We start from the raw sequence: 25,767 nt of genomic DNA on the forward strand, positions 1-25,767 counted from the left end.
TTCACCAGAACCAAGCCGGTCTCGTTCTGGTGACCAGATGACACCACCAGATGACGTGAGCGTTCACCAGAACGGGGGGTGGTGGGGTGTGTCATGGGCGGACCTCGTAGTAGACGTTGGCCGACTCGCCGGGGTCGTGACGGGTGAGCGACGTGAAGCCGGCGGCCTCCGACAGCTCCCGGAGCTTCGACTCGGGCAGGCCGACCGTGCCGAGACCCATGCCGCCGGGCTCGCTCGTGGCCGACGACATGCACGACGTGATCGAGAACCCGAACATCATCGCCAGCATCGGGTTCCGCATGTTCTCTCCGAGGGTGTCGGCGCAGCGGATCTCCTTGACCAGCAACGTGCCGTCGTCGCGCAACGCGGTCCGCACGGCGGCGAGCGCGTCGTCGGGACGGGTCATGTCGTGGAGACAGTCGAAGGTGAGGGCCAGGTCGAACGACGCTGCGCCCGGGAGGTCCTCGGCCCGACCGTGCACCAACTGCACGTTGTCGAGGTGGGCGAGCTTGGCGGTGGCTCGCTCGATCGCGTGGCGTGACGGGTCGTAGCCCACGAACCGCGACGCGGGATACGCCGACGCCAGCGCCTCGAGCGCGACGCCGGCACCGCAACCCACGTCGACGACGTCGATGCCCGACTGCAGCCGGGCCTCCACCCCGTCGAGCATCGGGATGATCACCGGCACGAGCGCAAGGCGTGCCCACGGCCCCAGCGTGCGCTCGGTCTGGTGGGCTCCGCTCGGACCCAGCCGGTCGTACGGGAGGCCGATGCCGGTACGGAAACACTCCGTGAGGTCGTCGACGAGATCGGGATCCATGGGACCGCTGAACGCGCCGACCGCCGTGAACAGCGACGCCTCCTCGTCGACGAGCACGGCCCGTCCCGCCGGCGACAACTCGAACCGGTTCCCGTCTCCTTCGGCCCCGGGCCGATGGTCGATCAGCTTCGCCGCCACCATCGACGACGCCCACTCGCGCACCCACCGCTCGGACAGGCCACCCGCACGCTCGGCCAACTCGGCGGCAGACAGCGGGCCGGCCCCGGCCATCGCCTCGTAGAGACCGAGCCGATCGCCGATGTGGATCAACAGCGAGACCAGCTCGCCCTGTTTGTAGCTCCAGACCTGGAACGCCATGAGCCCCACGGCCTCGTCGTCGAGCTGGTCCTGTACGTCGGTCATCGCTCCCCCTCGGTCGGGGAAGTCCTAGCGCATCGGTAAGCGGATCGTCGGCCAACGGTCAGGACCACCAACGGACTCCGCACCACCGATGCGGGGCCGACGAAAGGACCCACCATGCGCACGACCCGTCTCCTCACCGCCGCGGCGACCGCCGCGGCCTCCATGGCCCTCCTCGCGACGCCGGCGTCGGCCGGCGGCCCCGTGCTCCAGGACCCGTCCGAGCTGCCGCCTCCCCCGCCGCCGCCGACCATCACCGTCTCCGACGCCACCGCCTACGAAGCCGACGGCTCGATGGCGTTCCGCATGGTCCTGTCGGAGCCCGCTCCCGTCGGCATGCACATCACCACCTCGATCGTCCACGAGGACACCGATGGCGCCGACTTCGTACCCGTGCTGTTCGACGACATCGCTCCCGGCATGACCGAGTACATGGTCCCCGTCGGACTCGCCGCCGACGACGGTGTCGAGGACGTCGAGAACTTCGTGCTCGAGGTCGACAACGACGCCGGCTACGAGGTCCACAACTCGTCCGCCGACGGGTTCATCCTCGACGGCGACGGGCCGCAGCTCGAGATCGTCGATGCCGAGACCCCCGAGGGCGATCCGGGCGACGACAACCACATCGAGGTCGTGGTCCAGGCGTCGTACGCACCGCTCGAGGACGTGACCTTCCGGCTGTACTCCGGCGTGTTCGGCTCCGAGGCCGAACCGGGCATCGACTTCGAACCGATCGACGAGGTCGTGACGCTCCCCGCGGGCGAGACCTCGGTGTCGACCATGATCCCGATCGTCGAAGACCTGCTCGACGAGGACGACGAACTCCTGCCCGTCTACGGCGAGGACCAGAGCGCCGGCGACTTCGGCCTCGACGGCGGCAGCGCCGTGCTGCGGATCCTCGACGACGACGAACCCGGCGACGACCACGGCGGGGCGGTCCCCGGCAACGGGAGCCCCACCACCACCTCGACCACCTCGACCACGCCGAACGACGACACCGAGGTGCTCGACCAGTCGACGACGCGGACGGCTGGCCGACTCGCCGAATCGGGCGACCAGATCAGCATGCTCTGGCTCCTCGGGGCGCTCCTGCTCACGGGTGGCGCCTTCCTGGTCGTCCTCGCCGCCGCACGACGGTCCCGCCGACCCGCACACCTCCGTCGCTGAACGGCGGACGTCGTGCCGGTACGGTCCGCTCGGTGCCAATCGTTCTGGGTGTCGACGGCGCCCGTGGTGGATGGGTCGGGGTGCGTTGGGACGGCACGACGACGACGCCGCTGTTCGACCTGACCCTCGGCGGCCTCTGCGCCCAGGCCGGGTCGGTGGCCGTCGTCGCCGTCGACATGCCGATCGTCCTCACGAGCGATGGGCGGCGGGCCTGCGACGACGAGGTCCGCCCGCTGCTGGGGCCACGCCGGTCGTCGCTGTTCTCGCCGCCGGCGGTCGGCGCCATCGCCGTGGACGACTACGCCGAGGCCAACGCCTGGTCGAAGGAGCACCTCGGGAACGGCATCTCGAAGCAGGCGTGGATGCTGGTGCCCAAGATCCGCGAGGTCCAGGCGTTTGCCGCCTCGACCGATCTCCCGATCCACGAGACGTTCCCCGAGCTCTCGTTCCTGGCCATGAACGGCGACCGGCCGATGAGCCATGCGAAACGGACGTGGACGGGGCTGGCGAGCCGCCTCCGCCTGCTCGACGACCACGGTCTCTCCGTCGATGCCGAGGCCGGCGTGGCCGGTGCCGTCGCCGCTGACGACATGATCGACGCCGCAGCGCTGGCGTGGTCGGCGATGCGAATCGCGACCGGCACCGCCCGTCACGCCCCGGAACAGGTCAGCCCGGAGCGTCCGTCGATCTGGTGGTGACCCACCACTCGGTGACCGCTGCGGCGACGGTCGCCGCCGCCGAGTCGGCCACCCGCACCAGCGTGTGATCCGGGATCACGGCGGCGTCGGCATCGGCGTCCGGCGTCGACGACGACGGTGTCTCGACGACGAGGGTCGGCACGGGGATCGACCCCAGCATCCGCAGTTCGTGGTCACGGTCCATCGGCCCCGCGACGAGGGTTGCTCGCACGTCGGTCGTCCCCGGCCGATGCGGAGCCAGCGCCTCCGGAGTGGCGAGGATCGCCCGGCGCGCATCGCGCAGCGCCGCGTTGCGTTCCAGGACGTCGAGCCACGGCCCGCCGAGCCCGTCCACCAGCACGAGGGCGCGAGCGCGGCCACCGAGCGCGAACGTCCGGGCGACGAAACCGTGCGTACCGACGCCGACCACGATCGGCGCTCCGCCGTCGGGGGGTGACAGGTGGTCGACCAGTGCGAACACCGCATCGCCGGCTTCGTGGTGGCCGCCGGCCGGGGGCGGCGCGGCACCGTGACCGGGGAGGTCCGGTGCGGCGACCGCCCCGTCCCACCCGGCGAAGGCTTCGGCCCACGGTCGACCGCCTTCGGCACCCAGGTCGTGGACGACGAGGAGATCGGTCATCGGACCACCCCGAGGTCGGCCAGGAACGCCTCGACCTCGGCGAGCACGAAGTCGGGGTTCTCGACGTGGACGTAGTGCCCGGCGTCGGGAACCGCCCGCCATCGCGCATCGGGCAACGCGGCGATGCGGCGCTCGACCTCGGCGTCGGACAGCTCGGTCCAGGCGTCGTCCTCGGACGACATCAGCGCCAGCACCGGCACCGTGACGTCCTGGTATCCCGCCAGGATCATCTCGATCGAGAACCCGTCGGGCACACCGAGGTTGAAGCGCGGGTCGGCCTTCCACACGAACCCGCCCTCGGCCTCGATGGTGCCGTGTTCGACGAGATGGTCGAGGAATCGCTGGGGAAGACGCACGTTGATGCCACCGCGACGCGCCGCCATCTCGGCACGCGACGTCCACAGTCTCGGCGGTCGGCCGAGCACCTTGGCGATCTGGTCGAGCGACGCCGTCGTCCCCTCGACCGGATCGAACTCGGGGAACGCCTCCGCGGGCGGACCGAGTCCGTCGAGGTTCACCACCCATGCGAACCGATCCGGGGCCGTGCCGGCCGCGCTGAGCGCCTGACCGCCACCCATCGAGTGCCCGATCATGCCGATGGGCGTGCCCGGCGTCCCGGCCTCGTCGGCCAACACCCGGGCCACCTCGCACAGGTCGAGCGTCGCCGCCGTCCACATCATCCCCGAGCTCAGACGACCGCTGTCGCCGTGCCCGCGGATGTCGATGGCGACGGCATGGAAGCCGAGCGAGGCGAAACGCGGTGCGAAGTCGTCCCACATGCGTCCGTGGTCGTGCGCGCCGTGGACGAGCAACACCGGTGGCGCCGTCGGATCACCCCAGCACCAGGCGCGCAGACGTGTCCGGTTCACCTCGATGAACCTGGCCCGATCCGGTTCTGCGAACGTCTGCCCCACGGAGGTCATGTTCGCAGTGGGTGGTGGGCCCATGGCAATCGAGAATCGGTCAGGATGGCGACATGTTGCACCCTGACCTCGAGATCGGCGTCGTGTTCCCCCAGATCGAGCGGGCGGGCGACGCGGACGCGGTCCGTCGCATCGGCGCCGCCGCGGAAGACCTCGGCTTCGACCACCTGCACGCGTACGACCACGTGCTCGGCGTCGAGCACGCCGACCGGGATCCCGAACTGTGGGGTGCCTACGACGAGGACGACCCCTTCCACGATCCCTTCATGCTCTTCTCGTACCTCGCCGGCCGAACAGAGCGCCTCCGCTTCTGCACCGCGGTCCTCATCCTCCCCCAACGTCAGACCGCGCTCGTGGCCCGTCAGGCCGCCGACCTCGCGATCCTCTCCGACGACCGCTTCCGGATGGGCGTCGGCGTGGGTTGGAACTGGGTCGAGTACGAGGCGCTCGGCCAGGACTTCCACACGCGGGGCAAGCGCCTCGACGAACAGATCGACACGCTCCGACGGCTCTGGCGCGACAAGACCATCGACCAGGACGGCCGGTTCGACACCGTGCGTCGTGCCGGCATCCCGCCTCGACCGGCGCGGCTGCCCGAGATCTGGATCGGTGGGTTCGGCGACGCGGCCTTCGGTCGTTGCGCTCGCACCGGCGACGGGTTCCTCTTCGGTGGGTCGACGACGGCAGTCCTCGACGGCCTGACGCAGCTCCGCTCACTCGCCGCCGATCACGGTCGCCGGGTGGGCAACGGGGCCGACGAGATCGGGGCCGAGTCGATGATGCTGTCGAAGAAGGGGCCCGCCGACCTCGTCGCCAAGATGCAGGCCTGGGCCGACGCCGGAGGCACCCACACCTCGGTCGTGACGATGGGCCTCGGCCTCGACTCGACCGACGCCCACGTCGACTACATCAGCCGCGTCGCCGAGGCCCTCCAGCAGGGTTGACCCTGCGCGGAGGACCGCGACGAGCGCGGCTGCTGCGACGTGGTCTACGAGGCCAACGCGGCCTGGCCGGTCCCGACGGTGATCTTGCGGGGCTTGGCCACCTCGGCGACCGGGATCGTGAGCACGAGCACGCCGTCGACGTAGTCGGCATCGATGCGCTCGGTGTCGAGGTTCTCGCCGAGGAACAGCGAGCGGGTGAACGTCCCGTGCGGACGCTCCGAAGCGAGCACGTCGACGTCGTCGGATCCGTTCCAGCGACGCTCGGCGCGCACGACCAGTTGGTTCTTCTCGACCGTGACCTCGATCGTGTCCCGATCGACACCGGGGAGGTCGAAGTGCACCGTGACCTCGTCGCCGGACCGGACGGCATCCATCGCCATCACGGAGCGCCGAGCGGTGCCGGTCGTCTGCTCGGCCAGGCGGTCGAGCTCACGGAAGGGGTCGAATCGCAGCAACATGGGTTCCTCCTCGCAGGTGCGGGAAACAGGTACAGGACCTGTTCTATCAACCACCAGAAAAGTTGACAACCCTGTACTCAAGTCTTGTCGCGACGTTCGAGGGTCAGACGCGGCCGTCGGTGGCATCGTCGCCGTAGAGCGCCCGGCTCCAGTGCTCGACGTCGGGGCCACGGCGCAGGTGGTGACCACCGTCGACGCCGATGGCCTCGCCGGTGATCCACGACGACTCGGGACCGAGGAGGAACCGCACGATGTTGGCGACGTCGGCAGGTTCGCCCACCCGGCCCAACGGCATCTGCGCCAGGTAGTCGGCCTTGACGTCGGGGTCGGCTTCGAGAGAGGCCGCCAGCTCGGTCGGCACCAGACCGGGACGGACCGCGTTGACCCGCACACCGGCGTGGCCGAGTTCGTCGGCGGCGGTCTTGATCAACGTCTCGAGGCCGGCCTTCGACACGCAGTACACCGACATGAACCGGTGGGTGAGCGGGGCGGCGATCGACGAGATGCCGACGAAGCTGCCGCCCCCGGCGCGCACCATCGCGGCCGCCGAGTGCTTGAGGGTGAAGAACGCGCCGGTCAGGTTGATGCCGATGATGTCGTCCCACTGCTCGGCCGGCATGGCCACCACCGGGGCCAGGGTGCCGTTGCCGGCGGCAGCCACACAGAGCTGGAGCGCGCCGGTCGCCTCGGTCGCGGTCGCCACCGCAGCGGCGACGTCGTCCTCGGACTTCACGTCGCACACGGCGTGGCGGACGTCGACCCCGTCGGGAGCGATCGACCGGAGATGCTCGACGGCACCGAGCAACCGATCCTCGGTCCGGCCGGCGATGGTCACCGAGGCGCCGTCGCGCACCACGGACTCGGCACACGCGAGACCGATCCCACTCCCGCCGCCCGTGATGAGCGCCGCCTGCCCGTCCAATGCCTTCGAAGCTGTCGTCATGGCCGGAAACCTAGAGTCCCGACGTGACCAACGGGGACGATCGCCGCAGCCCACTCGAGGGCATCACCGTCCTCGACCTCACCCGGGTGCTCTCCGGGCCGATCTGTGGCCGTGCCCTCTCCGACCTCGGCGCTCGGGTGGTCAAGGTCGAACCGCCGGCGGGCGATCTCACCCGGTTCTCGATCCCACGCCACGGTTCGATCAGCGGCTACTACGCCCAACAGAACAGCGGGAAGGAGAACGTGTCGATCGATCTCGACACCGCGGAGGGCCGTGCGCTGCTCCGACGCCTCGCCTCCAGCGTCGACATCGTCCTCGAGAACTTCCGGCCCGGCGTGTGCGCGAAGTGGGGCATCGGATACGACGACGTCGCAGCCCAGAACCCCGGGGTCATCTACGCCTCGATCACCGGGTTCGGCCAGACCGGCCCCTGGGCCGACCGCCGGGCCTATGCCGTCGTCTCCCACGCCGTCGGCGGGTTGACCCACCACCAACTCGAGCATCAGGAGACGGTCGCCGGCGAGGCCGTGCTCGCCAACGACGCCTTCTCGCACGGCGACGTCTACACCGGCCTGCTGGCGCTCTCGGGCGTCCTCGCCGCCCTGCACCAACGCCACGCCACCGGCCGCGGCCAACAGGTCGACGTCTGCATGATCGACGCGATGTTGTTCATCAACGAGCACGCCCAGGAGCGACTGGCCGGCGAGACCGAGGCCGGCGACCCAGCGATCCTCGGCAGCGGTTGGTCGCCCGTCGTCGAGGTCGCGAACGGCCAGCGGGTCAGCGTCGCCGGCGATCCCGGCGGCGTGGCCTACGAGTCGTTCCTCCGCCTGCTCGGACGCGACGACCTGCTGGCCGACCCGGCGATGCGCACCTGGGACGGCCGCACCACGCACGGGCCTCGACTGCGCGACGACTTCCGGGCCTTCGCCGCGCTCGTCCCCGATGCCGACAGCCTCATGGCCTTGCTCGACGACGTGGGCCTGGCCGCCGGTCTGGTGCAGTCGGTCGAGGACCTCGCTGCATCCGAGTTCGTCACGCACCGCGGATCGATCGTCGAGGTCGACGATCGCTCCGGAGGGTCGTTCGCCATCCCGCAGGCACCGTGGCGATTCTCCGACGCGCGCGCCGAGGTGGTCGGACCGCCGGCGTGGCGTGGCGAACACAACCGCGCCGTGTGCCGTGATCTGCTGGGAGCGACCGACCAGGAGATCGACGACCTCGAGACCGCCGGCGCTCTGGTGGCGCGCCCACCCAAGCCCCGCCCATGACCCCAGCCCCATGACCCCGCTGCCCATGAAGGCCACGTCGGGCCCGCTGCCCGTCAGCGACGAGTGGCTCTACGAGATCAAGTGGGACGGCATGCGTCTGGTCGTCACCATCGACGACGGTGGGGTGCGTCTGACCTCGGCGACGGGCAACGACGCCACCGCCTCGTACCCCGAACTCGTCGGCCTGACCGACGCGCTCGGCGTCGAGTCGGCCGTGCTCGACGGCGAGGTCGTCGCCTTCGACGACCGCGGACGGCCCGACTTCGGTCGCCTCCAGCAACGGATGCACGTGTCGAACCCGCGCCAGGCAGCCGAGCGTGCCGCTGCCGTGCCGGCGGTGCTGTGTCTGTTCGACCTGCTGGCCCTCGACGGACGAGACGTGACCGGGTTGCCGCTCGTCGACCGACGCCGTCTGCTCGAACACCTCGTCGAGCCAGGTGCGCACTGGCAGGTACCCGACGCCCACGACGACGGCCGGGCGCTGCTCGACGCCGCCGATGCGGCCGGGCTCGAAGGCGTCGTCGCCAAACGTCGCGACTCCACGTATCGACCGGGGAGCCGGACCAAGGACTGGGTGAAGGTCAAGATCCGCCGTCGGCAGGAGTTCGTCGTCGGCGGGTGGGGCGCCGGCGACGGTGGCCGGGCGGGGAGGATCGGCGGCCTGCTCGTCGGGTACCACGAACCCGCCGGCGGACCGCTCCGCTTCGCCGGCCGGGTCGGGAGCGGCCTGTCGGACCGCGAGATCGACGTCCTCACCGACCTCTTCGTCGAGCGCGAAGCCTCCCCCTTCGACCCGCTGCCGCCCGCGAACCAACTCCGTGGAGTGACCTGGGTCGAGCCCGAGGTCGTGGTCGAGGTCGAGTACGCCGAGTGGACCTCGGAGGGACGCCTCCGTCATCCGACGTATGCAGGACGGCGTATCGACGTCGATCCGAGCGAGGTGACCGCGACGCCGTAATGTCGGACGCGATCGACGGGACGAGGAGGTGGACGAGGTGAGCAGCGACGTCATCCGCATGACAATCCCTGCAGTGCTCGCCTACGCCCGCCTGCCCCGCGTCGCCATCGCCGGTCTCGCCACCCGCTCCGGCTTCAGCTACGACGAGGTCGAGGATCTCCGTCTGGCCATCGGCGAGGTCTGCCAGGTCCTGCTCGACGGCGCCGACCGCGACGGGACCCTCACCATCGCCTTCACCATCGAGCGCGGGAAGATGGGAGTCGAGGTCGTCGTCGACGGACCGGCCGGCCGCAACGACGGCGCGGGCGAGAAGCTGTCGGGGCAACTCATCGAGGCGACCGTCGGTGCGGTCGAGGTCGGCGACGACGGCCGGCGGATCACCTTCACCAAGACGGCCGTCGACGACATCGACTGACTCAGTCGCGCAGGAACGCGGTGTCGTCGCCCGAGACCTCACCGATCGCGTCGGCGGCGATGGCGGCCGACAGCACCAGGAAGGTCGCCTCGCTCTGCACCCGGACCTCGCCGCGAGGGTCGAGGATGCGACCGACCGTGGCGATGGTGTCGCCGTCGACCGACACCACCTCACCTTCGAGCGTGTAGGTCTTCCCGACCCGCACCGGCCGGAGGAACTCGGCGGAGGTCCTCGTGGTGACCGCGAACTTGCCGGCGACGGCGATCGTCGCCCATGCCTGCACCTCGTCGAGCACTGCGAGGCTCACGCCGCCGTGCACGTAGCTGGGGGCGCCGGAGAAGGCATCGGTGAGTTCGAACTCCGCCGTGACGATGTCTCGCTCGTGGTCGTGGAAGAACGGGATGCGCAGTCCCGCCCCGTTCGCAGGCTCGCAGACGAAGCAGTTCGAGGAGAACCCCCACTGCTCGTTCGTCAGGCGGGTCTTGGTGCGGTTGCGTTCATCGGCCACTCGAACCGAACCCCCCGAGGTCTCGATCGCTTCCCGGGAGTTCGTCGACGGGCTCGAACGCCACCTCGGCGACGGCCCGGATCACGAGCTGCGCGATCCGGTCACCGCGGTGCACCTCGTAGTCGGTCGTGGGGTCGGTGTTGACGAGGATCACCTTCAACTCGTCGCGGTAACCCGAGTCGATGAGGCCGGGGCTGTTGAGCACCGTGACGCCGTGGCGCAACGCCAGACCCGAACGCGGCTGGACGAAGCCGGCCCACCCCGTGGGGAGCGCGATCGCCACCCCGGTCGCGATCAACACCCGGCCGCCGCCGGCGGCGATGGTGGCGTCCTCACGAGCGTGGAGGTCGGCGCCGGCGTCGCCGGCGTGGGCATACGAAGGCAACGGCAAGTCGGCGTCGAGGCGCCGGATGGGGATCTGGAGAGCGGACGGAGGGGTCGACACGGCAGGGAGGCTACGAGGGCGGTACGGTCGCCGCCGATGCTGGCGTGGATGGACCTGGAGATGACCGGACTCGATCCGGCCCGACACGTGATCGTCGAGATCGCGACGATCATCACCGACGACGACCTCGCCATCGTGGCCGAGGGGCCCGACCTGGTGGTGCACGCCACCGAGGCCGAGCTCGCCGAGATGGACGACTTCGTCCTGGCCATGCACACCGACTCCGGCCTGCTCGAGCGGATCCGGTCGTCGCCGCTGTCGCTGGCCGAGGCGGGCGAAGCCACGCTCGCCTTCCTGCGCGAGCACATCCCGGAGGAGCGTTCGGTCCCGCTGTGCGGGAACTCGATCGGCACCGATCGCCGGTTCCTCGCGACCTATCTCGCCGACATCGAGGAGTACCTCCACTACCGCAGCGTCGACGTGTCGACGCTCAAGGAGCTCGGCCGACGCTGGGCTCCGAAGGTCGTCAAGGGCGCGCCGGACAAGGCCGGGTCGCATCGGGCGCTCGACGACATCCGGGAGTCGATCGAGGAGCTCCGGTACTACCGCGAGACGATGTTCAGCGACGAGGCCCGCGGCGTGTCGACACCCGACGTCCCCGCCAGCTGACCGACCCGCCGACCGTGGCCACGGTGCTGCGGACGAACACGGCGAGGAACAGCACGACCGACAGCGGAAACGCCGCGGCCACCCACGTCCGGAAGCTCCCCACCCGTCGCGCCATCCACCAGACCTGTGCGGCGACCAGGGCGTAGAGACCGAGCGGCCATGCCATCTCGCCGCCTCCGAACGCGGCACGCACCGGCGCCACCGATGCCTGCACCGCCAACGTCAGCCATGCGAGGACGAGCAGCGCGGTCAGCGGCCGGACGCTCCGGGCCCCCGAGGCGAGGTTCTTGGTGAAGCCCTCGACCATCTGCCCGAACCCGCGTGGGTACATCCGGAACCAGACGGCCCCGGCCCCGGCCCGGATCGTCACCGGCAACGCGAGGTCTCGATACCGCCTCGCCAGATCGACGTCGTCGACGACCGACGAGCGAACCGACTCGTGCCGACCCACGGCGTCGTGATCGGCGCGGCTCGTCGCCAGCACCGGACCGAACGCGCCACGGACTCCCGCACGCCGGCCCAGCGGCGACGCCGCGTCGGTTCCGGCGAACGCGACGACGTTGAAGATCGCGGCCAGGTGCTCGGCCGGACGGTCGGGGCGATGGAACGGCTGCACGCTCAGCAGTCCGCCCTGACGCCCGTGCGCGTCGAGCACCGCGTCGAAGCCCCCTTCACCGAAGCGCACGTCGGCGTCGACGAAGACGAGTGTCGTCCCGGTGGCGGCTGCTGCCCCCTGCTCGCACGCCCAAGCCTTCCCGGTCCAACCATCGGGGAGCGGATCGGACACGATGGTGCGAGCGCCACCGGCCACGGCCACGGCCGCGGTGCCGTCGGTCGAGTGGTCGTCGACGACGATCACCTCGACGTCGGTCGGGATCGTCGCCAGGAGACCGGGCAGGGTGTCGGCCTCGTCCCGAGCCGGGATCACGACGGACACGTCGCGGCGGGCCGTGGACAGTGCTCCCGGCCGGACGGTGAGGCGTGGCACCGACCACAGCAGCCACACGCCGGCGAGCAGCCGGACGACCACGAAGCCGAGGTCGACGGAACTCATCCCGGAGGACTTGACCGGACGGTCAAGTAGGGTCGACCGGAGGGACGACAAGGAGCCAGGACATGGTCACGCGCCAGGAACAGCAGGACGCTTCCACCGAGGTGGTCGAGGTCGCGCCGGACATCCTCCGCATGCAACTCCCGATCTCGCTGCCCGGTCTGGGCCACGTGAACACTTACGCATTGTGCGACGACCGGGGTCTCGCCGTCGTCGATCCGGGACTCCCGGGCAAGGCATCGTGGAACGCGTTGGTCGACCGCCTGGGCAAGGCCGGCTACGGCGTGAAGGACGTCCACACCGTCATCGTGACCCACAGCCACCCGGACCACTTCGGCGGAGCCGGGATCCTGCGTCACGAGGCGGGTGCCGACGTACTGACACACGCCGCGTTCCGTACCTGGCTCGACCCCGACGAGGGCGACGACGCCGGCCCCGACGAACTGCCCGACAGCGTGCTCGACGCGCCCGTCGACGGCGACGACACCGCGGCGATGCGCAGCGGCGCGAAGCCGTGGGAGATCGAGCAGCCGTGGGGTGGTGGCACGTTCAAGCCCCCGCTCGACCGTCGCCTCAAGATGGGGATGATGAAGACCATCGGCCGCCGCTGGATGAAGGCGCCCGAACCCAACCGTCGGGTCAACCAGGACGACGTCGTCACCTTCGCCGGCCGCGAGTGGGTGGCGGTCCACACGCCCGGCCACACCAACGACCACCTCTGCCTCTACTCCCCGACCGACGGCATCGTGTTGTCGGGCGACCACGTGCTGCCCACGATCACACCCCACATCAGCGGCCTGGTCGCCGGCGCCGATCCCCTCGCGCAGTTCTTCGCCAGCCTCGACCGCGTCGCCGACCTCGGCGACCTGTCGTTGGCGCTCCCCGCACACGGCCTCGAGTTCACCGATGTCGCCGGCCGCTGCCAGGAGATCAAGGACCACCACGACGAGCGCCTCCAGAAGCTGCGTGACGCATCGACCGCCGTCGGCGAGACCAGCGTGGTCGAGCTCTCGCACCACCTCTTCCGGCAACGTTCGTGGGGTCGCATGGCCGAGTCCGAGACCTACGCCCACCTCGAGCACCTCCGCCACGCCGGCGAGATGACCTCGCGACGCGTCGGCGACGATCTGCACTACGCGATGGTCCCCGAACCGGTGTCCTCGCCCGCTGCGCCCCCGACCGCCGGGCGCTGAACCCGACGCACCCGGGCGCTCGAGCGCGCCTCGCCGTCGACCCCGAGCCACAGATCGAATCCACCGTCGACGTCGACCACGGCGATCTCCGGTGCGTCGCCCGGGTCGATCGGCCCCGGGTGCTCGAGCGTGACCCGCAGCGGCGCCTGGAGCTCGCGACGAGCGGCGAACGCCTCCTCGACCGGGATCCACGAGACCGCGTTGTTGACGTGTCCCATCAGGTCGAAGTCGGTCAGCCGCAGCGGGAACGCCACCGTGGCGGCGTCGCCGGGCATCGCGTCGTGGTGCAGGCGTGCTCGCACCTTGCGACCGCCGGACGCCTCGGCGTAGAGGTCGCCGAAGCGGTCGGGCAGACGAGCGGGACGTCCCTGGGCGTCGAGGTGCACCCACAACACGGCGGCATCGACGCGACCGCGGTTGTCGCCCTCGATGCGGACCCGGCGCTCGGCCCACCGGCCGCCGATGCCCGAACACCATGTCGACACCGTGACCATGTCGCGGAAGGCCGGGAACGACTCGATACCCATGTCGACCCGTCGGACCACCCAGGGCTCGTCGGGCGGGAAGCCGGCGGCGGTGGTGTCCTCGTCGCTCACGTCCTGCAACATCCGTGCCAGGGCGTCGAGTCGAGCCCGGCCCTTCGGCGACGCATCGGCGAGGTGCACCCGACGGCGATGCGAGTGGATCCGGCCGGCAGACGGAAGGTCGATGTCGAGCGGATCGTCGGGCGAGTTGTCGGTCACCACGCCATGGTGCCGGAAAGATTGCGGATTCTTTTCGTTATTCCGTTGACGAATGTGTCACCGACGTGGTGCCATGACGGACATCAACCGCAGGGGCGCATCCCACGCGGCTCGACTCGACACCGAAAAGAGGTGACACCGATGCTCACGACCACCACCCGCTTCATCCAGGCGATCGACCCGAACGCCGGTGTCACGCGCGCTCGCACCTGTGCCCAGACCTCCGCGGTCACGGCTCCGGCATATCTCGCGAACGCCAACCCGGCCACCGCCGCCAACCCGACCACCGCCGCCATCACGGCCATCGTGTGGTCCGAGTTCGGTCGCAAGGCGATGACCAAGGTCGACTTCCACGATCGATGGCCTCTGCACTCCACATCCTGACCAACCGTCAGGACGCAAGGACCGCAGAGGCCGTCGGATGAGAATCCGGCGGCCTTTCTGGTTCTCGGGCCACTGATCGATCAGATCTCCATCCAGCAGTCCCATTCACCGATTCCCAGCCAGCACACGAGCACAGAAGGGAGCGAGCCATGCTCGCTCGACTCGAGACAGAAGACATCGAACAGACCGGCTACACGGGCGCCGGCTTCGAGCGCCCGGTGCTCGACCTCGCCCTCGAGGTCGACACGTCCTTCTGGGCCGACGCCGCCTGCGCCGAGGCCGACGGAACCCTTGCGCACCTGTTCTTCTCCGAAGAACTGCTCGACATCGCCGCCGCGAAGCGCATCTGCGCCTCGTGCCCGGTGATGGAGCAGTGCCTCGAAGGAGCACTCGCCCGCAAGGAGCCGCTCGGCGTCTGGGGTGGCCAGCTGTTCCAGAGCGGCAAGATCCTGCTGGCCAAGCGCCGGCGGGGCCGGCCGCCCAAGAACCCTCGCCCCGAGGACGAGTTCGTCCACGTCGAGGTCCCCCAGGCCCTCCGCCTCCAGGTGGAGCGCCGTATCGCCTAGTCCGGGTCGCGACCCGGACCTGACGCGAGATCCCCAATCGCCGCTTGGGTCAGTGGCGGGTCGGAGTGACGACGACCGTCTCCGGACGGTCAGGTCGAGCTCCGACCCGTCGCGGCACGATCTCCTGCTGTGAGGTGGGAATCCGACGGCAGTACCGTCGGGTTCCCACCTTCGTCATGTCTGCACCCTCCCGCCTCCGCTCCGCTCTGCCCTGGCAGGCCGTCGTCGCCGCCACCGTGCTCGCGTTGACCGCCGCCGCCCTGGTCCTCGTGATCGCCGGTGGCAACGACGACGAGGCGTCGGTCGAATCCGGTGGGACGACGGTCGAGCTCCGGCCCGACGACGGAGAGGAGCGCGACGTGCTCGACGTCGAGTTCACCGACGTCGACGGCACGACCGGCACCATCCGCGACCTGTTCGACGGCACGCCGATGGTCGTCAACTTCTTCGCGTCCTGGTGTCCGCCCTGCATCGGCGAACTCCCCGACTTCGAGGCCGTGTCGCAACAGATGGCCGGACGGGTCGAGTTCTTCGGTCTCGCAGTGCAGGACCGCCCCGAGGACGCCTCCGGCATCATCGACGACACCGGCGTCACCTACGACTGGTCCCGCGACATCCGCGGCGACATCGTCGGCGCCGCCGAGATCGTGCAGATGCCCTCGACCATGTTCATCTCCGCCGACGGCGAGGTGGTCGAGATCCAGGGCGGCGCCCTCGACGCCGATCGACTCCGCTCGCTGATCGAAGAGCACCTGGGCGTGTCGACGTGATCGACGCCCCGCTGGCACTGGCGTTCGCCTCGGGCATCGTCGCTGCGGTCAACCCGTGTGGCTTCGCCATGTTGCCGGCCTACGTCGGATTCTTCCTCGGCAAGGAGGGCGACCGCGTCCCCTCGAAGGGCGAGTCGGTCCTGCGTGCGATCCCGGTGGCCCTCGCCGTCTCGCTCGGCTTCGTCGTCGTGTTCGGCGTGGTCGGGATCGCCCTGCGGCCGATCTCGTCGACGGTGCAGGAGTACGCCCCGTGGGCGACGATCGTGATCGGCATCGGCCTCGTCGTCTTCGGGATCGTCACCGTCGCCGGCTTCGAGATGACGGCCCGGCTCCCCAAGCTGAACAAGGGCGGCAAGAACCAGGGCCTGTTCTCGATGTTCCTCTACGGCGTCTCGTATGCCGTGGCGTCGCTCACCTGCACGATCGGCATCTTCATCGCCACCATCGTCAACGTGTTCTCCCGGACGAACTTCGTGTCCGGCGTGTCGGTGCTGTTGATGTACGCCGCCGGTATGAGCCTGGTGATCACCGCCCTCACCGTGGCCATCGCCCTGGCGCGTGACTCGGTGGTGAAGTTCATGCGGACCGGCATGCAGTACGCCAACAAGGTCGCCGGTGTGCTCATGGTGATCATGGGCGCCTACGTCGCCTGGTACGGCGTGTTCTCGCTCCGGGTCCGCAACGACCCCACGACCGCCGGCGGACCCGTCGACCTCGTCGAGCGGTGGTCGGCCGACGTGTCGACCCTCGTGCAGGACGTGGGGGCCACGCGGTTCGGGCTCATCCTGCTGGGCTCGATCGTGGCCATGGTCTGCATCAGCGTCCTGGTGTCGAGCCTGCGTTCGGACGACCGGGACGACGAGCCGGAGCCCGTCTCCTGAGCGGTCTGCTCACCGAGCTCCTCGCCCATCCGGGCGTCGAGGAGACGTCGACGCTGCGGTCGACCACGGGCGTGATGGCGTACCACGGAGGCAATCTCGAGGTCGGCACCGACCACATCGCCGCCGCAGTGGCCGATCGGATCGGCGGCTCGAGCTACCTGGTCACGCAGCCCGAGACGTTGCGCTGGCACATCCCCTCGCAGGCCTTCCGACCCGAGGAGTCGCCGACGCTCGCTCGGTTCGTCGACCACGTCGACCGCGTCGTCACCATCCACGGGTACGGCCGTCGGTCGATGTTCACGACCGTGCTCCTCGGCGGCCGCAACCGCGATCTGGCTGCCCACATCGCCACCCACCTGCGCGCGGCCCTGCCCTGCTACGAGGTGATCGACGACCTCGACGACATCCCCGCCCCGTTGCGCGGGGTGCACGCCGACAACCCGGTCAACCTGCCCACGAACGACGGCGTGCAGATCGAACTCCCACCCCGAGTCCGGGGCAACGGGCCGTTCTGGAACGGGTGGGACGGCACCTGGCCCGCTCCGCACACCGAAGACCTGATCGAAGGGCTCGTCGCGGCGCTGACCTAGGGTCCGCGCCATGTACGACGACCTGGCCGGCCTGCGCGTCGACGTCGACGGGGGTGTCGCCCGCGTCGTGATCGACCACCCGCCCATCAACCTCTTCGACGTCGAGCTGATGTTCGCGTTCGACGCCCTCGGCCAACGCGTGGCGAGCGACGACGACGTCCGGGTGGTGGTCGTGTCGTCGGCCGATCCCGACTTCTGGATCGCGCACGCCGACGTGGGCATGATCCTCCAGCTCCCGCGCGATCAGGGTGACGTCGAGCCGACCGAGCTCAACTTCTTCCACGCGATGGTCGACCGCTTCCGCACCATGTCGAAGGTCACGATCGCCCAGATCGCCGGCATCGCCCGCGGAGGCGGGGCGGAGTTCGCCGCGTCGTTCGACATGCGCATCGTCGCCGACACCGCGGTCCTCGGCCAGCCCGAGGTCGCACTCGGCATCCTCCCCGGCGGCAGTGGCACCCAACGCCTGGCCCACCTCGTCGGCCGGAGTCGGGCGATGCAGATCATCCTCGGCTGTGGCGACGTCGATGCGGCAACGGCAGCGGCATGGGGCTGGGTGAACGAGGTCGTCCCCGCCGACGGCCTCGACGCCCACGTCGACGAACTCGCTCGACGCATCGCATCGTTCCCGGCGGGCGCGCTCGCCGAGGCGAAGGCCTCGGTGCTCGCAGCCGACCCCGACCCCACGCCCGGGATGTTGCAGGAGGGTCAGCGGTTCAACCGACTGCTGGCCGACCCCGAGGCGCTCGCCCGCATGGAGCGGTTCCTCGAACTCGGTGGGCAGACCCGCGAGGTCGAGCTCGATCTCGCGGCGATGTACGACGACCTGGCCTGACCCGACCGGAGCGGTCCGTCAGGGGGCCAGGCGCTCGAGCGTCCATCCGACGTCGTGACGCCGATACCGCACACGGTCGTGGAGACGGTCGGGGCGTCCCTGCCAGAACTCCCACTGTTCGGGGACGACCCGATAGCCGACCCAGTTGGGCGGGCGCGGGATCTCGCCATCGCCGAACCGCGCGGCGACCGACGCCACGTCGGCCTCCAGCGTCGCCCGGTCGGCGACCACCGACGACTGGGCCGACGCCCACGCGCCCAGCTGTGCGCCGCGTGGACGCGACGCGAAGTACTCGTCGGCCTCCTCGTCGCTCACCAACTCGACCCGGCCGGCGACGCGGACCTGGCGGTGGACCTCGATCCAGACGAAGAGCAGCTCGGCCCGGGGGTTGGCGGCGATCGCTCGACCCTTGGTGGAGTTCGCATTCGAGTACACGACCATGCCCCGCTCGTCGGCCCCCTTGAGGAGCACGGTCCGGACCGACGGGATGCCGCCGCCGTCAGCCGTCGCGAGGACGACGGCGTTCGGCTGCACCAGCTGGTCGGCCACCTGCCCGTACCAGTCGTCGAACTGGTCGAGGGGCTCGTCGGCCGCCTGGCCCACGGAGAAGCCCTCGGTCTCGTACTGGATCCGTCGCTGCGACAGCTCGGTGTTGTCCATGGCTCCGGTCTACCCGAGGACTTCGGTCTCCTGGTTCTAGGTCCCATTCGTCCCGGTTAAGTACCTGGGCCGGAGCCGCAGGCTGCCCGTACCTGGGGCTCCTCGCCCCCCACCGTCCTGGGCGGTGGGGGGCACAGTCGCGTCTAGAGCTCGAGCCCCGGGTGGTCGCGGATCGCCCACAGCGCCTCGGGGTTCGCGAGCGCCTCGGTGTTGCGCACCGTCCGCCCGTTGACCACGTCGCCGACGGCGATCTCGACCAGCTTCCCCGAACGAGTGCGTGGGAGTTCGTCGACCGCGACGATGAGGCGGGGTACGTGACGCGGGGAGCATCCGGAGCGGACAGCCGAGGCGATCGCCGACCGCAGGTCGTCGTCGAGCGTCACGCCGGCGTCGAGCACGACCAGCAACACGATGCGGACGTCGTCGGCGCCACCGCCGGCGTCGGGGACCTCCTGGCCGAACACCAGTGCCTCGGCGATGCCGTCGAGTTGTTCGACCACCCGGTAGATCTCCGCCGTCCCGATGCGGATGCCGCCGGGATTGAGCGTCGTGTCGCTGCGGCCGTGGATCAGCATCCCTCCACGCTCGGTCCAGGACGCGAAGTCGCCGTGATGCCAGACCCCCGGGAACCGCTCGTAGTAGGCGGCCCGGTAACGAGCGCCGCCGGGATCGTCCCAGAACTCGATCGGCTGGCTGGGGAACGGCTGCGTGCAGACCAGTTCGCCCCGTACGCCCGGTGGCTGCGCCTCGCCCCCGTCGGACCAGACGTTGACGGCCATGCCCAGGCCGGGCCGCTGGATCTCGCCGGCGTGCACCGACGAGGTCGGATCACCGAGCACGAAACAGCCGCACAGGTCGGTGCCTCCGCTGATCGACGCCAGATGCACGTCGGCCTTCACCTCGTCGTACACCCAGGCGAATCGCTCGGGGCTCAGCGGCGAACCGGTCGACGCCAGTGTCTTCAACGACGTCAGGTCGTGGTTCGCCATCGGCGAGTAGCCCTGGTTGGCCAGCGCGTCGAGGTACTTCGCGCCGACACCGAGGAAGTCGACACCGTGCTCGTCGACCAGATCCCAGAGCCGCGCCGGGCTCGGGTGCACGACGTTGCCGTCGACGCACACGATCGTCACGCCCGACGCCAGCGCCGAGACGAGCCAGTTCCACATCATCCACCCGCAGGTCGTGACGTAGAGCAGGCGGTCGCCCGCAGCGAGGTCGCAGTGGAACTGGTGCTCCTTGGCGTGTTGGAGCAGGACCCGGCCGGTGGCGTGCACGATGCACTTGGGCTTGCCCGTGGTGCCGCTCGAGAACAGCACGTACCAGGGATGGTCGAAGGGGCGACGTTCGATGGGCACCGGGGTCCCGCGGTGGGGACGCAGGTAGGCGTCGTAGTCGTCGCCGATCGTGACGGTACGAGCGAGCGTCGGCAGCCCGGCGACGATCTCGGCCTTCACGTCGCGGCGATCGAAGTGCTTGCCGCCGTAGTCGTAGCCGTCGACGGCGAACAGCACGGTGGGCTCGATCTGGCCGAAGCGGTCGAGCACGCCGGCCGCGCCGAAGTCGGGACTGGTCGAGGAGAAGACCGCCCCCAGCGCCGCGGCGCCGAGCATGGCGACGACGGCCTCGATCCCGTTGGGCAGCCAGATCGCGACCCGGTCGCCCTCCGACACCCCGTCGGCGGCGAGTGCCGCAGCCATCGCCCCGACCTCGATCGCGAGGTCGTCCCACGAGATGGTGGTCGTGCCCTGCTCGTCGACGGCCACGATCGCCGGTTCGGCACCGGTGTGGCGCACGACGTGTTCGACGATGCTCAGCCGGGCGTCGGGGAAGAACCGGGCCTCGGGCATCGACGCCCCCGGGTCGAGGACCCGCTCACCCCGGTCGCCGACGAGGCCGCACTCGTCCCACAACGCTCCCCAGAACCGCTCGGGCTCGTCGACCGACGCCCGGTGCAGCGCCGGGTAGTCGTCGACGCCGAAGCGCGCCATCAGCCCCGCCATCCGGGTCAGCTCGGCCCGCTCCGGCGACGGCGTCCACAGCGGGGTCTCCCTCTCGCCGGTCACGGCGCAGGGATGTGGGTGGCGCCGCCAAGCCTCGGTTGGAGGACCTCGGGGATGGCGACCGAGCCGTCGGGCTGACGGTGGGTCTCGAGCACGGCCGCAACGGTGCGGGGCCACCCCATCGCCGACCCGTTGACCGTGTGGCAGATGTTCGTGCCCTTCTCTCCGGCCTGCTTCCACCGGACGCCGGCACGACGAGCCTGGTAGTCGCTGAACCAGCTGACCGAGCTGACCTCGAGCCACTCGCCGACACCGGGCGCATAGGCCTCGATGTCCCACGTCCGGGCGGCCGAGCCGCCGAGGTCGCCGGCACAGAGGTCGAGGATCCGATAGCTGAGCCCGAACTCCTGGAGCAGTCGCTCGCTGCGGGCCAGGACCTCCTCCTGGAGTTCGATGGCCATCTCCTCACCGTCGGCGTAGGCCATGAGCTCGACCTTGTCGAACTCGTGCGACCGCAACAGCCCACGGGTGTCGCGGCCGGCGGCGCCCGCCTCCCGACGGAAGCACGACGTGTAGGCGGTGAAACGCATCGGCAGGTCGGCGTGGTCGAGGACCTCGCCCGCGGCCATCGACGTGAGCGGGACCTCGGCGGTCGGGATCGTCCAGAGGTCGTCGCGCTCGACGTGATACGCCTCCTCCTCGAACTTGGGGAGGTGGCCGGTCCCGATCATGGTCTCGGTCTTGACCAGGGTCGGGGGACGGATCTCCTCCCACACGGCGCCCAACGACTCGTCGGCGCTGCTGTCGAGGCTGTGGCCGATCATCGCCCGCAGCAGGCGTGCGCCCCAGCCGCGGTACATCGTGAACATCGACCCGCTGATCTTCACCGCCCGTTCGCCGTCGATGATCCCGAGCTCGGTGCCGATGTCCCAGTGGGGCACGCGCTGGTGCTCGGCGAACGTCTCGGGCCCCGGGCCATGCGTACGGAGGACGACGTTGTCGTCCTCGCTCGCTCCGTCGGGTGCATCGGCGGACGGGAGGTTCGGGATCCGCAGGAGCGTGTCGCGGATGGCCCCGTCGATCTCGTCGGCAGCGGCAGCCAACTCCTTCTCCTCGTCGCCGAGGGCCTTCGACTCGCCCTTCAGTTCCTCGGCCTGCTCGCGCTCGCCAGCCTTGAACAGCTCCCCGATCTGCTTCGACATGGCATTGACCCGGGCGCGCCGATCGTCGCGTTCGGTGGTGACGGTCCGGAGACGCTCGTCGAGGTCGAGGACGGTGTCGAGCGCGGCCAGGTCGGCCCCTCTGCGGGCCAGCCCCGCGCGCACGACATCGGGTTCGGAACGGATTCGGCGCAGGTCGAGCACCGCGCTGACGGTAGTGGAGGCGGGCTTTTGACGAGCACAGCGTTGCTCCGGAGCACCCGCCCAGCACGGAGAGCGTTCACGTCATATGATCGGCTCGTGGCCGGACCGGGTCATCCGGGACGGTCGACCACAACGGGCGCCGGGTCGCTCCGGCGTCCCTCATACGACGAGGAGCGCCATGTCAAACCGCCATCGTTCGTCCAAGCAAGCCGCACCCAGCGCGGCCCACCCGGCACCCAACAAGGAACAACGCCGGGCAGAGAATCGGAGGGCCCGACACCGGACCCACGAGTTGCTTGCCCACGCCGACACCGAACTCGGCGAAGAACTGGTGCCGCCCAGGCCGCACCACACTCGGGTCGACATCGACCCGAAGGAGACGACGATCGCGGCGGCGAGCGCCCCGACCAGCAGCCCTGGTCGCGAGTATCGACACTGGAAGCAGAAGTTCTGGAAGCGGCGCACGAACATCCGTGCCGCGAAGGCACGCCTGGCGGCGCAGGAGCCGCCGTTGCCCGAACTCGGGTAGCACCGTCCTGTCCACGGTGGGGACCACGCCGGCGGCGCACGCCGCCGGCGTTTTCCATCCGTCGGCAACCCCATCTAGGTAGCAATTGCTCAGGGCCCGGTGTCGCTGCCGTTCGTAGCGTCAGATGCATGAGCATTCGACGCACCACGGTCGCCGCGGCGGCATCACTCCTGCTCGTCTTCGCTGCGTGCGGTGACGACGACGACACCACGACGGTCGAGACGCCCGTCGGCGACATCGACACCGATGCACTCGCCGACGCGGAGAACATCGGCGACGTGCTCGACGCCACCGGTCTCGAGACCAAGGCATCGGCCATGAAGACCGCCATGGGATTCGACGAATACGAGATGGTCGACGACAAGACCGTCAAGATCTTCGTCGAGGGCTCGGCCGACGACGGCGGGATCATGGACTGCATGATCGCCAACGGCGTGGTCGACGACGACGAGACCGTGATCGCCGTCTACCCCGACGGCGAGGTCAACTGTCGGGACTGAGCCCCACATCGCGCAGGGCGTCGTCCAGTTCGTCGCGGCCGCCGATCCCCAGCTTCCGGTAGACGGAGCGGAGGTGGTTGTCGACGGTGCGGACCGACAGCCCGAGATCGGCGGCGATCTCTCGGCTGCGTCGGCGACCGGCGGCGGCACGGGCGACCTCCAGCTCGCGTTGCGTGAGCGTGACCACATCGGTGGCGGGAACCATCGAGCGGAGCATGATCGCTCGGCGTTCGGCTTCGGCCGCGCCGGGTGATCGTGCCCCTCGCAGCACCCGTGCCAGATCGTCACTCGCCTCGGCAGCGATGCCCACCAGGTGCAACTCGGCGAAATGACGGGCCGCGACGTCGATCGCGGCGGCATCGGCTTCGGCCACGCCACGGGCATGCGAGGCCAGCAGCGCGAAGAACTCCCCGTCGGCGGTCGTCGCGACCTCGTCGAGCAGGTCGACGACCTCGCTCGCACCTCCGAGGCGTACCGCGTCATGGGCCGTGACGGCAGCCATGGCGCCGAAGCCTCCGGCGATCGCGGTACGCGCCGCCACGACAAGCGTGTCGACGGCCTCGGCCGAACGGCCGTCGGCGTGGGCCAACGCGGCTTCGGCTCGGGCGACGAGGAGCGCCGCTCGCTGGTCGTCCCGAGCCGATGCGGGGAGTGCGGCCATCTCGGTCTCCGCATCGGCGCTGCGTCCCGACCGGGCGAGGGTCCCGGCCAACACGCCACGCGCCGCCGGTTCGAGGCCGATGAAGTCGCGTTCGACCAGCCCGTGGATGGCGGCGATCGCCGCGGTCTCGGCCGCTTCGAACGCTCCGGCCGAGTAGTGGGCCGACGCCTCGAGGAACGCCCACAGACCCTCGGCATCGCGGCCCCGACCACTCACCTGGGAACCTTCCCGGGCCTCGTCGACGGCACGGAGCATCGCCTGGGCGTCACCCCGGAAGCCGATGGCCAGGATCCGGCTGAGCTGCAACAGCTCCTCGCCGTAGGTGAGGACGTCGCGGAGCTGGCGGGCGAGCGGGATGCCCTCGGCCGACAGCCGATCGGCGTCGTCGAGCTGGCCCGACATGGCGGCGACGACGGCACCGACGGCGCACTCGTTGAGTCGCGCTGCGGGATCGGTCGACGGTGCGGTCCCCGCGACCGCCTCGCCGCTGAGCAGCTCCCATTTGCGGACCTCGGCATGCAGGAACTGCCGGGGCGCTTCGTCGTCGACCAGATGAAACGCCTTGCGTGCGGCCTCAGCGGCAGCCACGGCGTCGTTCTGGCGAGTCCCCAGTTCGAGCGCGAGCCGCTGCGCTGCCCGGGCCAGCGCGGCGTCGTCGGGCGCGGTGTCGACAGCCACCCGGAGGTCGCCGGCCGCAGCGTCGTCGCCGATGGCCGAGCGTGCGGTGCCCCGGAGCACCAGCGCCTCGTGGTGACGGTCGTCGGCCAGCGGCGTCAACAGCTCGATGACCAGGCGGTGATCGAGCAGGTCGAGACCGCGTTGAGCGGCAATCAGCAGATCAGCCTCGTCCACCGTCTCGCCGGCGGCACGTCGCATGACCACGGTCCGCAGGACGGTGTCGGGCGTGGCCGGCAGCGCCGCCCAGATCGCCGCCGCCTCCCCCATGCGTCGCGCCCAACGAGTCGTCGGCGTCGTCTCCCGCACCGCCTCACCGATGAGCGGATGGGCCAACTCGACCGTGCCGTCGGCCACGTCGACGACCGCAGCCTCCTCGAGGCGCTCGAGCACCACCGGGTCGACCGCCGAGATCGGGAGCGGACGCCCCGCCGACACCAACTCGGTGGCCGCGCGCATCGCGTCGTCGAGGTGTTCGATGCGGACCGAGACCAGGTCGCGGAGTCGCGCCGAGAGCGGGAGGTCGCCCAACACCACCGCGCCCGGATCGCTGGGGCTGGGTTCGACCGTCCCCACCCGCGTGGCCTCGGCAACCAACTCGATCGCCACCAGCGGGATGCCGAGAGCGGCGCGGCACAGCCGCTCGACCGAGCCGGGCACGAGCCGGGAGCCGAGCAGCCCGACGGCGATCTCCTCGATGGCCGCGTCGTCGAGCGGCGCCACCGACCACGTCCGCCCGGTGGCCCCCGAGGCCGCAGAGGAGAACGACTCGGGGACGCCGTGTTCGTCCCGTGCGGTGGCCACGACCTGGACGCCGGCGTGCTCGCCGAGTTGGAGCACCGCGGTGAGTGAGCCGGCGTCGAGCAACGGCAGGTCGTCGACGAAGAGCACCAGTTGATCACCGAACCGGCCACGCACCGACTCGATCAGCGCGGTCAGCACTGCTGCCGGGTGCCCCCATCCACTGGACGGCTCCGGCCCGCCGGCGAGCAGCGGTGCCAGCGCCCCGAACGGCACCATCCGCGACGACTCGGTCGCACGGACCCGATGGGTGGGCACCCCCTCGACGTCCAGACGCTCCTGCACCACGGCCGCGAGCGAGGTCTTGCCGACCCCCGCGGGCCCGCGCAGGAGCGCGAAGGCACGACGATCTCGCGTGATCCAGCCGACGATCTCGTCGATCAGCGCATCACGACCCACGAGCGCAGGTGCCGCCATGAGCGGCAG

Annotated in this window: 29 protein-coding genes; 16 read left to right on the forward strand and 13 right to left on the reverse strand. The window is 70.3% G+C overall.

From position 1 onward, the window contains the following. Positions 1-91: 91 nt before the first annotated feature. Positions 92-1,183 (reverse strand): class I SAM-dependent methyltransferase, encoded by a 1,092-nt coding sequence (locus AB8619_RS16800; protein ID WP_436793778.1) that lies wholly within the window; start codon positions 1,181-1,183, stop codon positions 92-94. 114 nt (positions 1,184-1,297) lie between these two features. Between AB8619_RS16800 and AB8619_RS16805 the strand changes: the two genes are divergently transcribed. Both AB8619_RS16805 and AB8619_RS16810 read left to right on the forward strand, forming a co-directional pair. Further along, a complete protein-coding gene (locus tag AB8619_RS16805) occupies positions 1,298-2,347 on the forward strand; it encodes a Calx-beta domain-containing protein (RefSeq protein ID WP_436793779.1) in 1,050 nt (349 codons plus the stop codon). 32 nt (positions 2,348-2,379) lie between these two features. Beyond that, entirely contained in the window at positions 2,380-3,045 is a 666-nt protein-coding gene (locus tag AB8619_RS16810; RefSeq protein WP_436793780.1) for a DUF429 domain-containing protein, read from the forward strand. Here AB8619_RS16810 and AB8619_RS16815 read toward each other — a convergent pair. Together AB8619_RS16815 and AB8619_RS16820 are read right to left on the reverse strand one after the other, a co-directional pair. After that, positions 3,014-3,664 carry an alpha/beta fold hydrolase gene (locus tag AB8619_RS16815; protein ID WP_436793781.1) on the reverse strand — a complete coding sequence of 217 codons (651 nt, stop codon included), beginning with the start codon at positions 3,662-3,664 and terminating at the stop codon, positions 3,014-3,016. The genes AB8619_RS16810 and AB8619_RS16815 overlap by 32 nt on opposite strands. After that, entirely contained in the window at positions 3,661-4,587 is a 927-nt protein-coding gene (locus AB8619_RS16820; protein WP_436793782.1) for an alpha/beta fold hydrolase, read from the reverse strand. The genes AB8619_RS16815 and AB8619_RS16820 overlap by 4 nt, the downstream gene beginning before the upstream one ends. 53 nt (positions 4,588-4,640) lie before the next feature. On the opposite strand from AB8619_RS16820, the gene AB8619_RS16825 reads away from it, so the two are divergent. Then, entirely contained in the window at positions 4,641-5,531 is an 891-nt protein-coding gene (locus AB8619_RS16825) for an LLM class F420-dependent oxidoreductase (RefSeq protein ID WP_436793783.1), read from the forward strand. 44 nt (positions 5,532-5,575) lie between these two features. Here the strand turns inward: AB8619_RS16825 and AB8619_RS16830 are convergent, their stop codons facing one another. Next, positions 5,576-5,989, reverse strand: a complete 414-nt coding sequence (locus tag AB8619_RS16830) for an Hsp20/alpha crystallin family protein (RefSeq protein WP_436793784.1) — start codon at positions 5,987-5,989, stop codon at positions 5,576-5,578. A gap of 103 nt (positions 5,990-6,092) precedes the next feature. After that, entirely contained in the window at positions 6,093-6,932 is an 840-nt protein-coding gene (locus tag AB8619_RS16835) for an SDR family oxidoreductase (RefSeq protein WP_436793785.1), read from the reverse strand. 23 nt (positions 6,933-6,955) lie between these two features. Between AB8619_RS16835 and AB8619_RS16840 the strand changes: the two genes are divergently transcribed. Genes AB8619_RS16840 through AB8619_RS16850 form a run of 3 tightly spaced genes read left to right on the forward strand, consistent with a single transcriptional unit; the run spans position 6,956 to position 9,576 of the window. Beyond that, positions 6,956-8,203 (forward strand): CaiB/BaiF CoA transferase family protein, encoded by a 1,248-nt coding sequence (locus tag AB8619_RS16840; RefSeq protein ID WP_436793786.1) that lies wholly within the window; start codon positions 6,956-6,958, stop codon positions 8,201-8,203. Positions 8,204-8,213: 10 nt separating this feature from the next. Beyond that, positions 8,214-9,161: a non-homologous end-joining DNA ligase gene (gene ligD / locus AB8619_RS16845; RefSeq protein WP_436793787.1), complete on the forward strand. Its 948-nt coding sequence runs from the start codon at positions 8,214-8,216 to the stop codon at positions 9,159-9,161. Between the two features lie 58 nt (positions 9,162-9,219). Then, positions 9,220-9,576 (forward strand): hypothetical protein, encoded by a 357-nt coding sequence (locus tag AB8619_RS16850; RefSeq protein WP_436793788.1) that lies wholly within the window; start codon positions 9,220-9,222, stop codon positions 9,574-9,576. Position 9,577: 1 nt separating this feature from the next. Here AB8619_RS16850 and AB8619_RS16855 read toward each other — a convergent pair whose 3' ends face one another. Together AB8619_RS16855 and dut are read right to left on the reverse strand one after the other, a co-directional pair. After that, positions 9,578-10,084 carry a PaaI family thioesterase gene (locus tag AB8619_RS16855; protein WP_436793789.1) on the reverse strand — a complete coding sequence of 169 codons (507 nt, stop codon included), beginning with the start codon at positions 10,082-10,084 and terminating at the stop codon, positions 9,578-9,580. Continuing rightward, on the reverse strand, positions 10,074-10,529 hold the full coding sequence (gene dut, locus AB8619_RS16860) for a dUTP diphosphatase (protein WP_436793790.1): 456 nt from the start codon (positions 10,527-10,529) through the stop codon (positions 10,074-10,076). Before dut ends, AB8619_RS16855 begins: the two co-directional genes overlap by 11 nt. A 36-nt stretch (positions 10,530-10,565) precedes the next feature. Between dut and orn the strand changes: the two genes are divergently transcribed. Then, on the forward strand, positions 10,566-11,138 hold the full coding sequence (orn, locus tag AB8619_RS16865; protein ID WP_436793791.1) for an oligoribonuclease: 573 nt from the start codon (positions 10,566-10,568) through the stop codon (positions 11,136-11,138). On the opposite strand, the gene AB8619_RS16870 is transcribed toward orn, so the two are convergent. Further along, positions 11,089-12,192, reverse strand: coding sequence for a glycosyltransferase (locus tag AB8619_RS16870; protein ID WP_436793792.1), 1,104 nt, complete (start codon positions 12,190-12,192; stop codon positions 11,089-11,091). The two genes, orn and AB8619_RS16870, sit on opposite strands and share 50 nt — an antisense overlap. Positions 12,193-12,254: 62 nt before the next feature. On the opposite strand from AB8619_RS16870, the gene AB8619_RS16875 reads away from it, so the two are divergent. Further along, positions 12,255-13,382, forward strand: a complete 1,128-nt coding sequence (locus AB8619_RS16875) for an MBL fold metallo-hydrolase (protein WP_436793793.1) — start codon at positions 12,255-12,257, stop codon at positions 13,380-13,382. Here the strand turns inward: AB8619_RS16875 and AB8619_RS16880 are convergent. Continuing rightward, positions 13,322-14,125, reverse strand: a complete 804-nt coding sequence (locus AB8619_RS16880; RefSeq protein ID WP_436793794.1) for an acyl-[acyl-carrier-protein] thioesterase — start codon at positions 14,123-14,125, stop codon at positions 13,322-13,324. The two genes, AB8619_RS16875 and AB8619_RS16880, sit on opposite strands and share 61 nt — an antisense overlap. Before the next feature lie 141 nt (positions 14,126-14,266). Here AB8619_RS16880 and AB8619_RS16885 point away from each other — a divergent pair, with 141 nt between their 5' ends. From AB8619_RS16885 to AB8619_RS16910, 6 genes are all read left to right on the forward strand, one after another. Beyond that, positions 14,267-14,509, forward strand: a complete 243-nt coding sequence (locus tag AB8619_RS16885; RefSeq protein WP_436793795.1) for a hypothetical protein — start codon at positions 14,267-14,269, stop codon at positions 14,507-14,509. A gap of 149 nt (positions 14,510-14,658) precedes the next feature. Then, positions 14,659-15,075 carry a WhiB family transcriptional regulator gene (locus AB8619_RS16890; protein WP_436793796.1) on the forward strand — a complete coding sequence of 139 codons (417 nt, stop codon included), beginning with the start codon at positions 14,659-14,661 and terminating at the stop codon, positions 15,073-15,075. A gap of 176 nt (positions 15,076-15,251) precedes the next feature. Further along, positions 15,252-15,845 carry a TlpA family protein disulfide reductase gene (locus AB8619_RS16895; RefSeq protein ID WP_436793797.1) on the forward strand — a complete coding sequence of 198 codons (594 nt, stop codon included), beginning with the start codon at positions 15,252-15,254 and terminating at the stop codon, positions 15,843-15,845. Then, the gene (locus tag AB8619_RS16900) at positions 15,842-16,726 is read left to right on the forward strand and encodes a cytochrome c biogenesis CcdA family protein (protein ID WP_436793798.1); all 885 of its coding nucleotides are present in this window, start codon (positions 15,842-15,844) and stop codon (positions 16,724-16,726) included. The genes AB8619_RS16895 and AB8619_RS16900 overlap by 4 nt, the downstream gene beginning before the upstream one ends. A gap of 5 nt (positions 16,727-16,731) precedes the next feature. Continuing rightward, positions 16,732-17,316: a poly-gamma-glutamate hydrolase family protein gene (locus tag AB8619_RS16905; protein WP_436796401.1), complete on the forward strand. Its 585-nt coding sequence runs from the start codon at positions 16,732-16,734 to the stop codon at positions 17,314-17,316. A gap of 10 nt (positions 17,317-17,326) precedes the next feature. Next, complete coding sequence (locus AB8619_RS16910; protein ID WP_436793799.1) at positions 17,327-18,151, forward strand: enoyl-CoA hydratase/isomerase family protein; 825 nt, start codon at positions 17,327-17,329, stop codon at positions 18,149-18,151. A gap of 18 nt (positions 18,152-18,169) precedes the next feature. Here the strand turns inward: AB8619_RS16910 and pdxH are convergent, their stop codons facing one another. The 3 genes from pdxH to serS all read right to left on the reverse strand — a co-directional run bounded on the left by pdxH (position 18,170) and on the right by serS (position 22,175). Next, a complete protein-coding gene (gene pdxH, locus AB8619_RS16915) occupies positions 18,170-18,811 on the reverse strand; it encodes a pyridoxamine 5'-phosphate oxidase (RefSeq protein WP_436793800.1) in 642 nt (213 codons plus the stop codon). Between the two features lie 143 nt (positions 18,812-18,954). Next, positions 18,955-20,874 (reverse strand): acetoacetate--CoA ligase, encoded by a 1,920-nt coding sequence (locus AB8619_RS16920; RefSeq protein ID WP_436793801.1) that lies wholly within the window; start codon positions 20,872-20,874, stop codon positions 18,955-18,957. Next, entirely contained in the window at positions 20,871-22,175 is a 1,305-nt protein-coding gene (gene serS / locus AB8619_RS16925; protein ID WP_436793802.1) for a serine--tRNA ligase, read from the reverse strand. The genes AB8619_RS16920 and serS overlap by 4 nt, the downstream gene beginning before the upstream one ends. Positions 22,176-22,353: 178 nt before the next feature. Between serS and AB8619_RS16930 the strand changes: the two genes are divergently transcribed. Together AB8619_RS16930 and AB8619_RS16935 are read left to right on the forward strand one after the other, a co-directional pair. Then, on the forward strand, positions 22,354-22,704 hold the full coding sequence (locus tag AB8619_RS16930) for a hypothetical protein (protein WP_436793803.1): 351 nt from the start codon (positions 22,354-22,356) through the stop codon (positions 22,702-22,704). Positions 22,705-22,832: 128 nt separating this feature from the next. Then, complete coding sequence (locus AB8619_RS16935) at positions 22,833-23,204, forward strand: hypothetical protein (RefSeq protein WP_436793804.1); 372 nt, start codon at positions 22,833-22,835, stop codon at positions 23,202-23,204. Here the strand turns inward: AB8619_RS16935 and AB8619_RS16940 are convergent. Further along, a complete protein-coding gene (locus tag AB8619_RS16940) occupies positions 23,188-25,758 on the reverse strand; it encodes a LuxR C-terminal-related transcriptional regulator (protein ID WP_436793805.1) in 2,571 nt (856 codons plus the stop codon). The two genes, AB8619_RS16935 and AB8619_RS16940, sit on opposite strands and share 17 nt — an antisense overlap. Positions 25,759-25,767 lie beyond the last annotated feature (9 nt).

The organism is Actinospongiicola halichondriae, from assembly GCF_049103745.1.
Lineage (GTDB): Bacteria > Actinomycetota > Acidimicrobiia > Acidimicrobiales > Salinilacustritrichaceae > Salinilacustrithrix > Salinilacustrithrix halichondriae.

Bases quoted from the DNA above. Each gene is read 5' to 3' on its own strand.
- AB8619_RS16800 (WP_436793778.1), bottom strand. From the start codon at position 1,183: ATGACCGACGTACAGGACCAGCTCGACGACGAGGCCGTGGGGCTCATG.
- AB8619_RS16805 (WP_436793779.1), top strand. From the start codon at position 1,298: ATGCGCACGACCCGTCTCCTCACCGCCGCGGCGACCGCCGCGGCCTCC.
- AB8619_RS16815 (WP_436793781.1), bottom strand. From the start codon at position 3,664: ATGACCGATCTCCTCGTCGTCCACGACCTGGGTGCCGAAGGCGGTCGA.
- AB8619_RS16820 (WP_436793782.1), bottom strand. From the start codon at position 4,587: ATGACCTCCGTGGGGCAGACGTTCGCAGAACCGGATCGGGCCAGGTTC.
- AB8619_RS16825 (WP_436793783.1), top strand. From the start codon at position 4,641: ATGTTGCACCCTGACCTCGAGATCGGCGTCGTGTTCCCCCAGATCGAG.
- AB8619_RS16830 (WP_436793784.1), bottom strand. From the start codon at position 5,989: ATGTTGCTGCGATTCGACCCCTTCCGTGAGCTCGACCGCCTGGCCGAG.
- AB8619_RS16835 (WP_436793785.1), bottom strand. From the start codon at position 6,932: ATGACGACAGCTTCGAAGGCATTGGACGGGCAGGCGGCGCTCATCACG.
- ligD (WP_436793787.1), top strand. From the start codon at position 8,214: ATGACCCCGCTGCCCATGAAGGCCACGTCGGGCCCGCTGCCCGTCAGC.
- AB8619_RS16850 (WP_436793788.1), top strand. From the start codon at position 9,220: ATGACAATCCCTGCAGTGCTCGCCTACGCCCGCCTGCCCCGCGTCGCC.
- orn (WP_436793791.1), top strand. From the start codon at position 10,566: ATGCTGGCGTGGATGGACCTGGAGATGACCGGACTCGATCCGGCCCGA.
- AB8619_RS16870 (WP_436793792.1), bottom strand. From the start codon at position 12,192: ATGAGTTCCGTCGACCTCGGCTTCGTGGTCGTCCGGCTGCTCGCCGGC.
- AB8619_RS16875 (WP_436793793.1), top strand. From the start codon at position 12,255: ATGGTCACGCGCCAGGAACAGCAGGACGCTTCCACCGAGGTGGTCGAG.
- AB8619_RS16885 (WP_436793795.1), top strand. From the start codon at position 14,267: ATGCTCACGACCACCACCCGCTTCATCCAGGCGATCGACCCGAACGCC.
- AB8619_RS16890 (WP_436793796.1), top strand. From the start codon at position 14,659: ATGCTCGCTCGACTCGAGACAGAAGACATCGAACAGACCGGCTACACG.
- AB8619_RS16895 (WP_436793797.1), top strand. From the start codon at position 15,252: ATGTCTGCACCCTCCCGCCTCCGCTCCGCTCTGCCCTGGCAGGCCGTC.
- AB8619_RS16910 (WP_436793799.1), top strand. From the start codon at position 17,327: ATGTACGACGACCTGGCCGGCCTGCGCGTCGACGTCGACGGGGGTGTC.
- pdxH (WP_436793800.1), bottom strand. From the start codon at position 18,811: ATGGACAACACCGAGCTGTCGCAGCGACGGATCCAGTACGAGACCGAG.
- AB8619_RS16930 (WP_436793803.1), top strand. From the start codon at position 22,354: ATGTCAAACCGCCATCGTTCGTCCAAGCAAGCCGCACCCAGCGCGGCC.
- AB8619_RS16935 (WP_436793804.1), top strand. From the start codon at position 22,833: ATGAGCATTCGACGCACCACGGTCGCCGCGGCGGCATCACTCCTGCTC.
- AB8619_RS16940 (WP_436793805.1), bottom strand. From the start codon at position 25,758: ATGGCGGCACCTGCGCTCGTGGGTCGTGATGCGCTGATCGACGAGATC.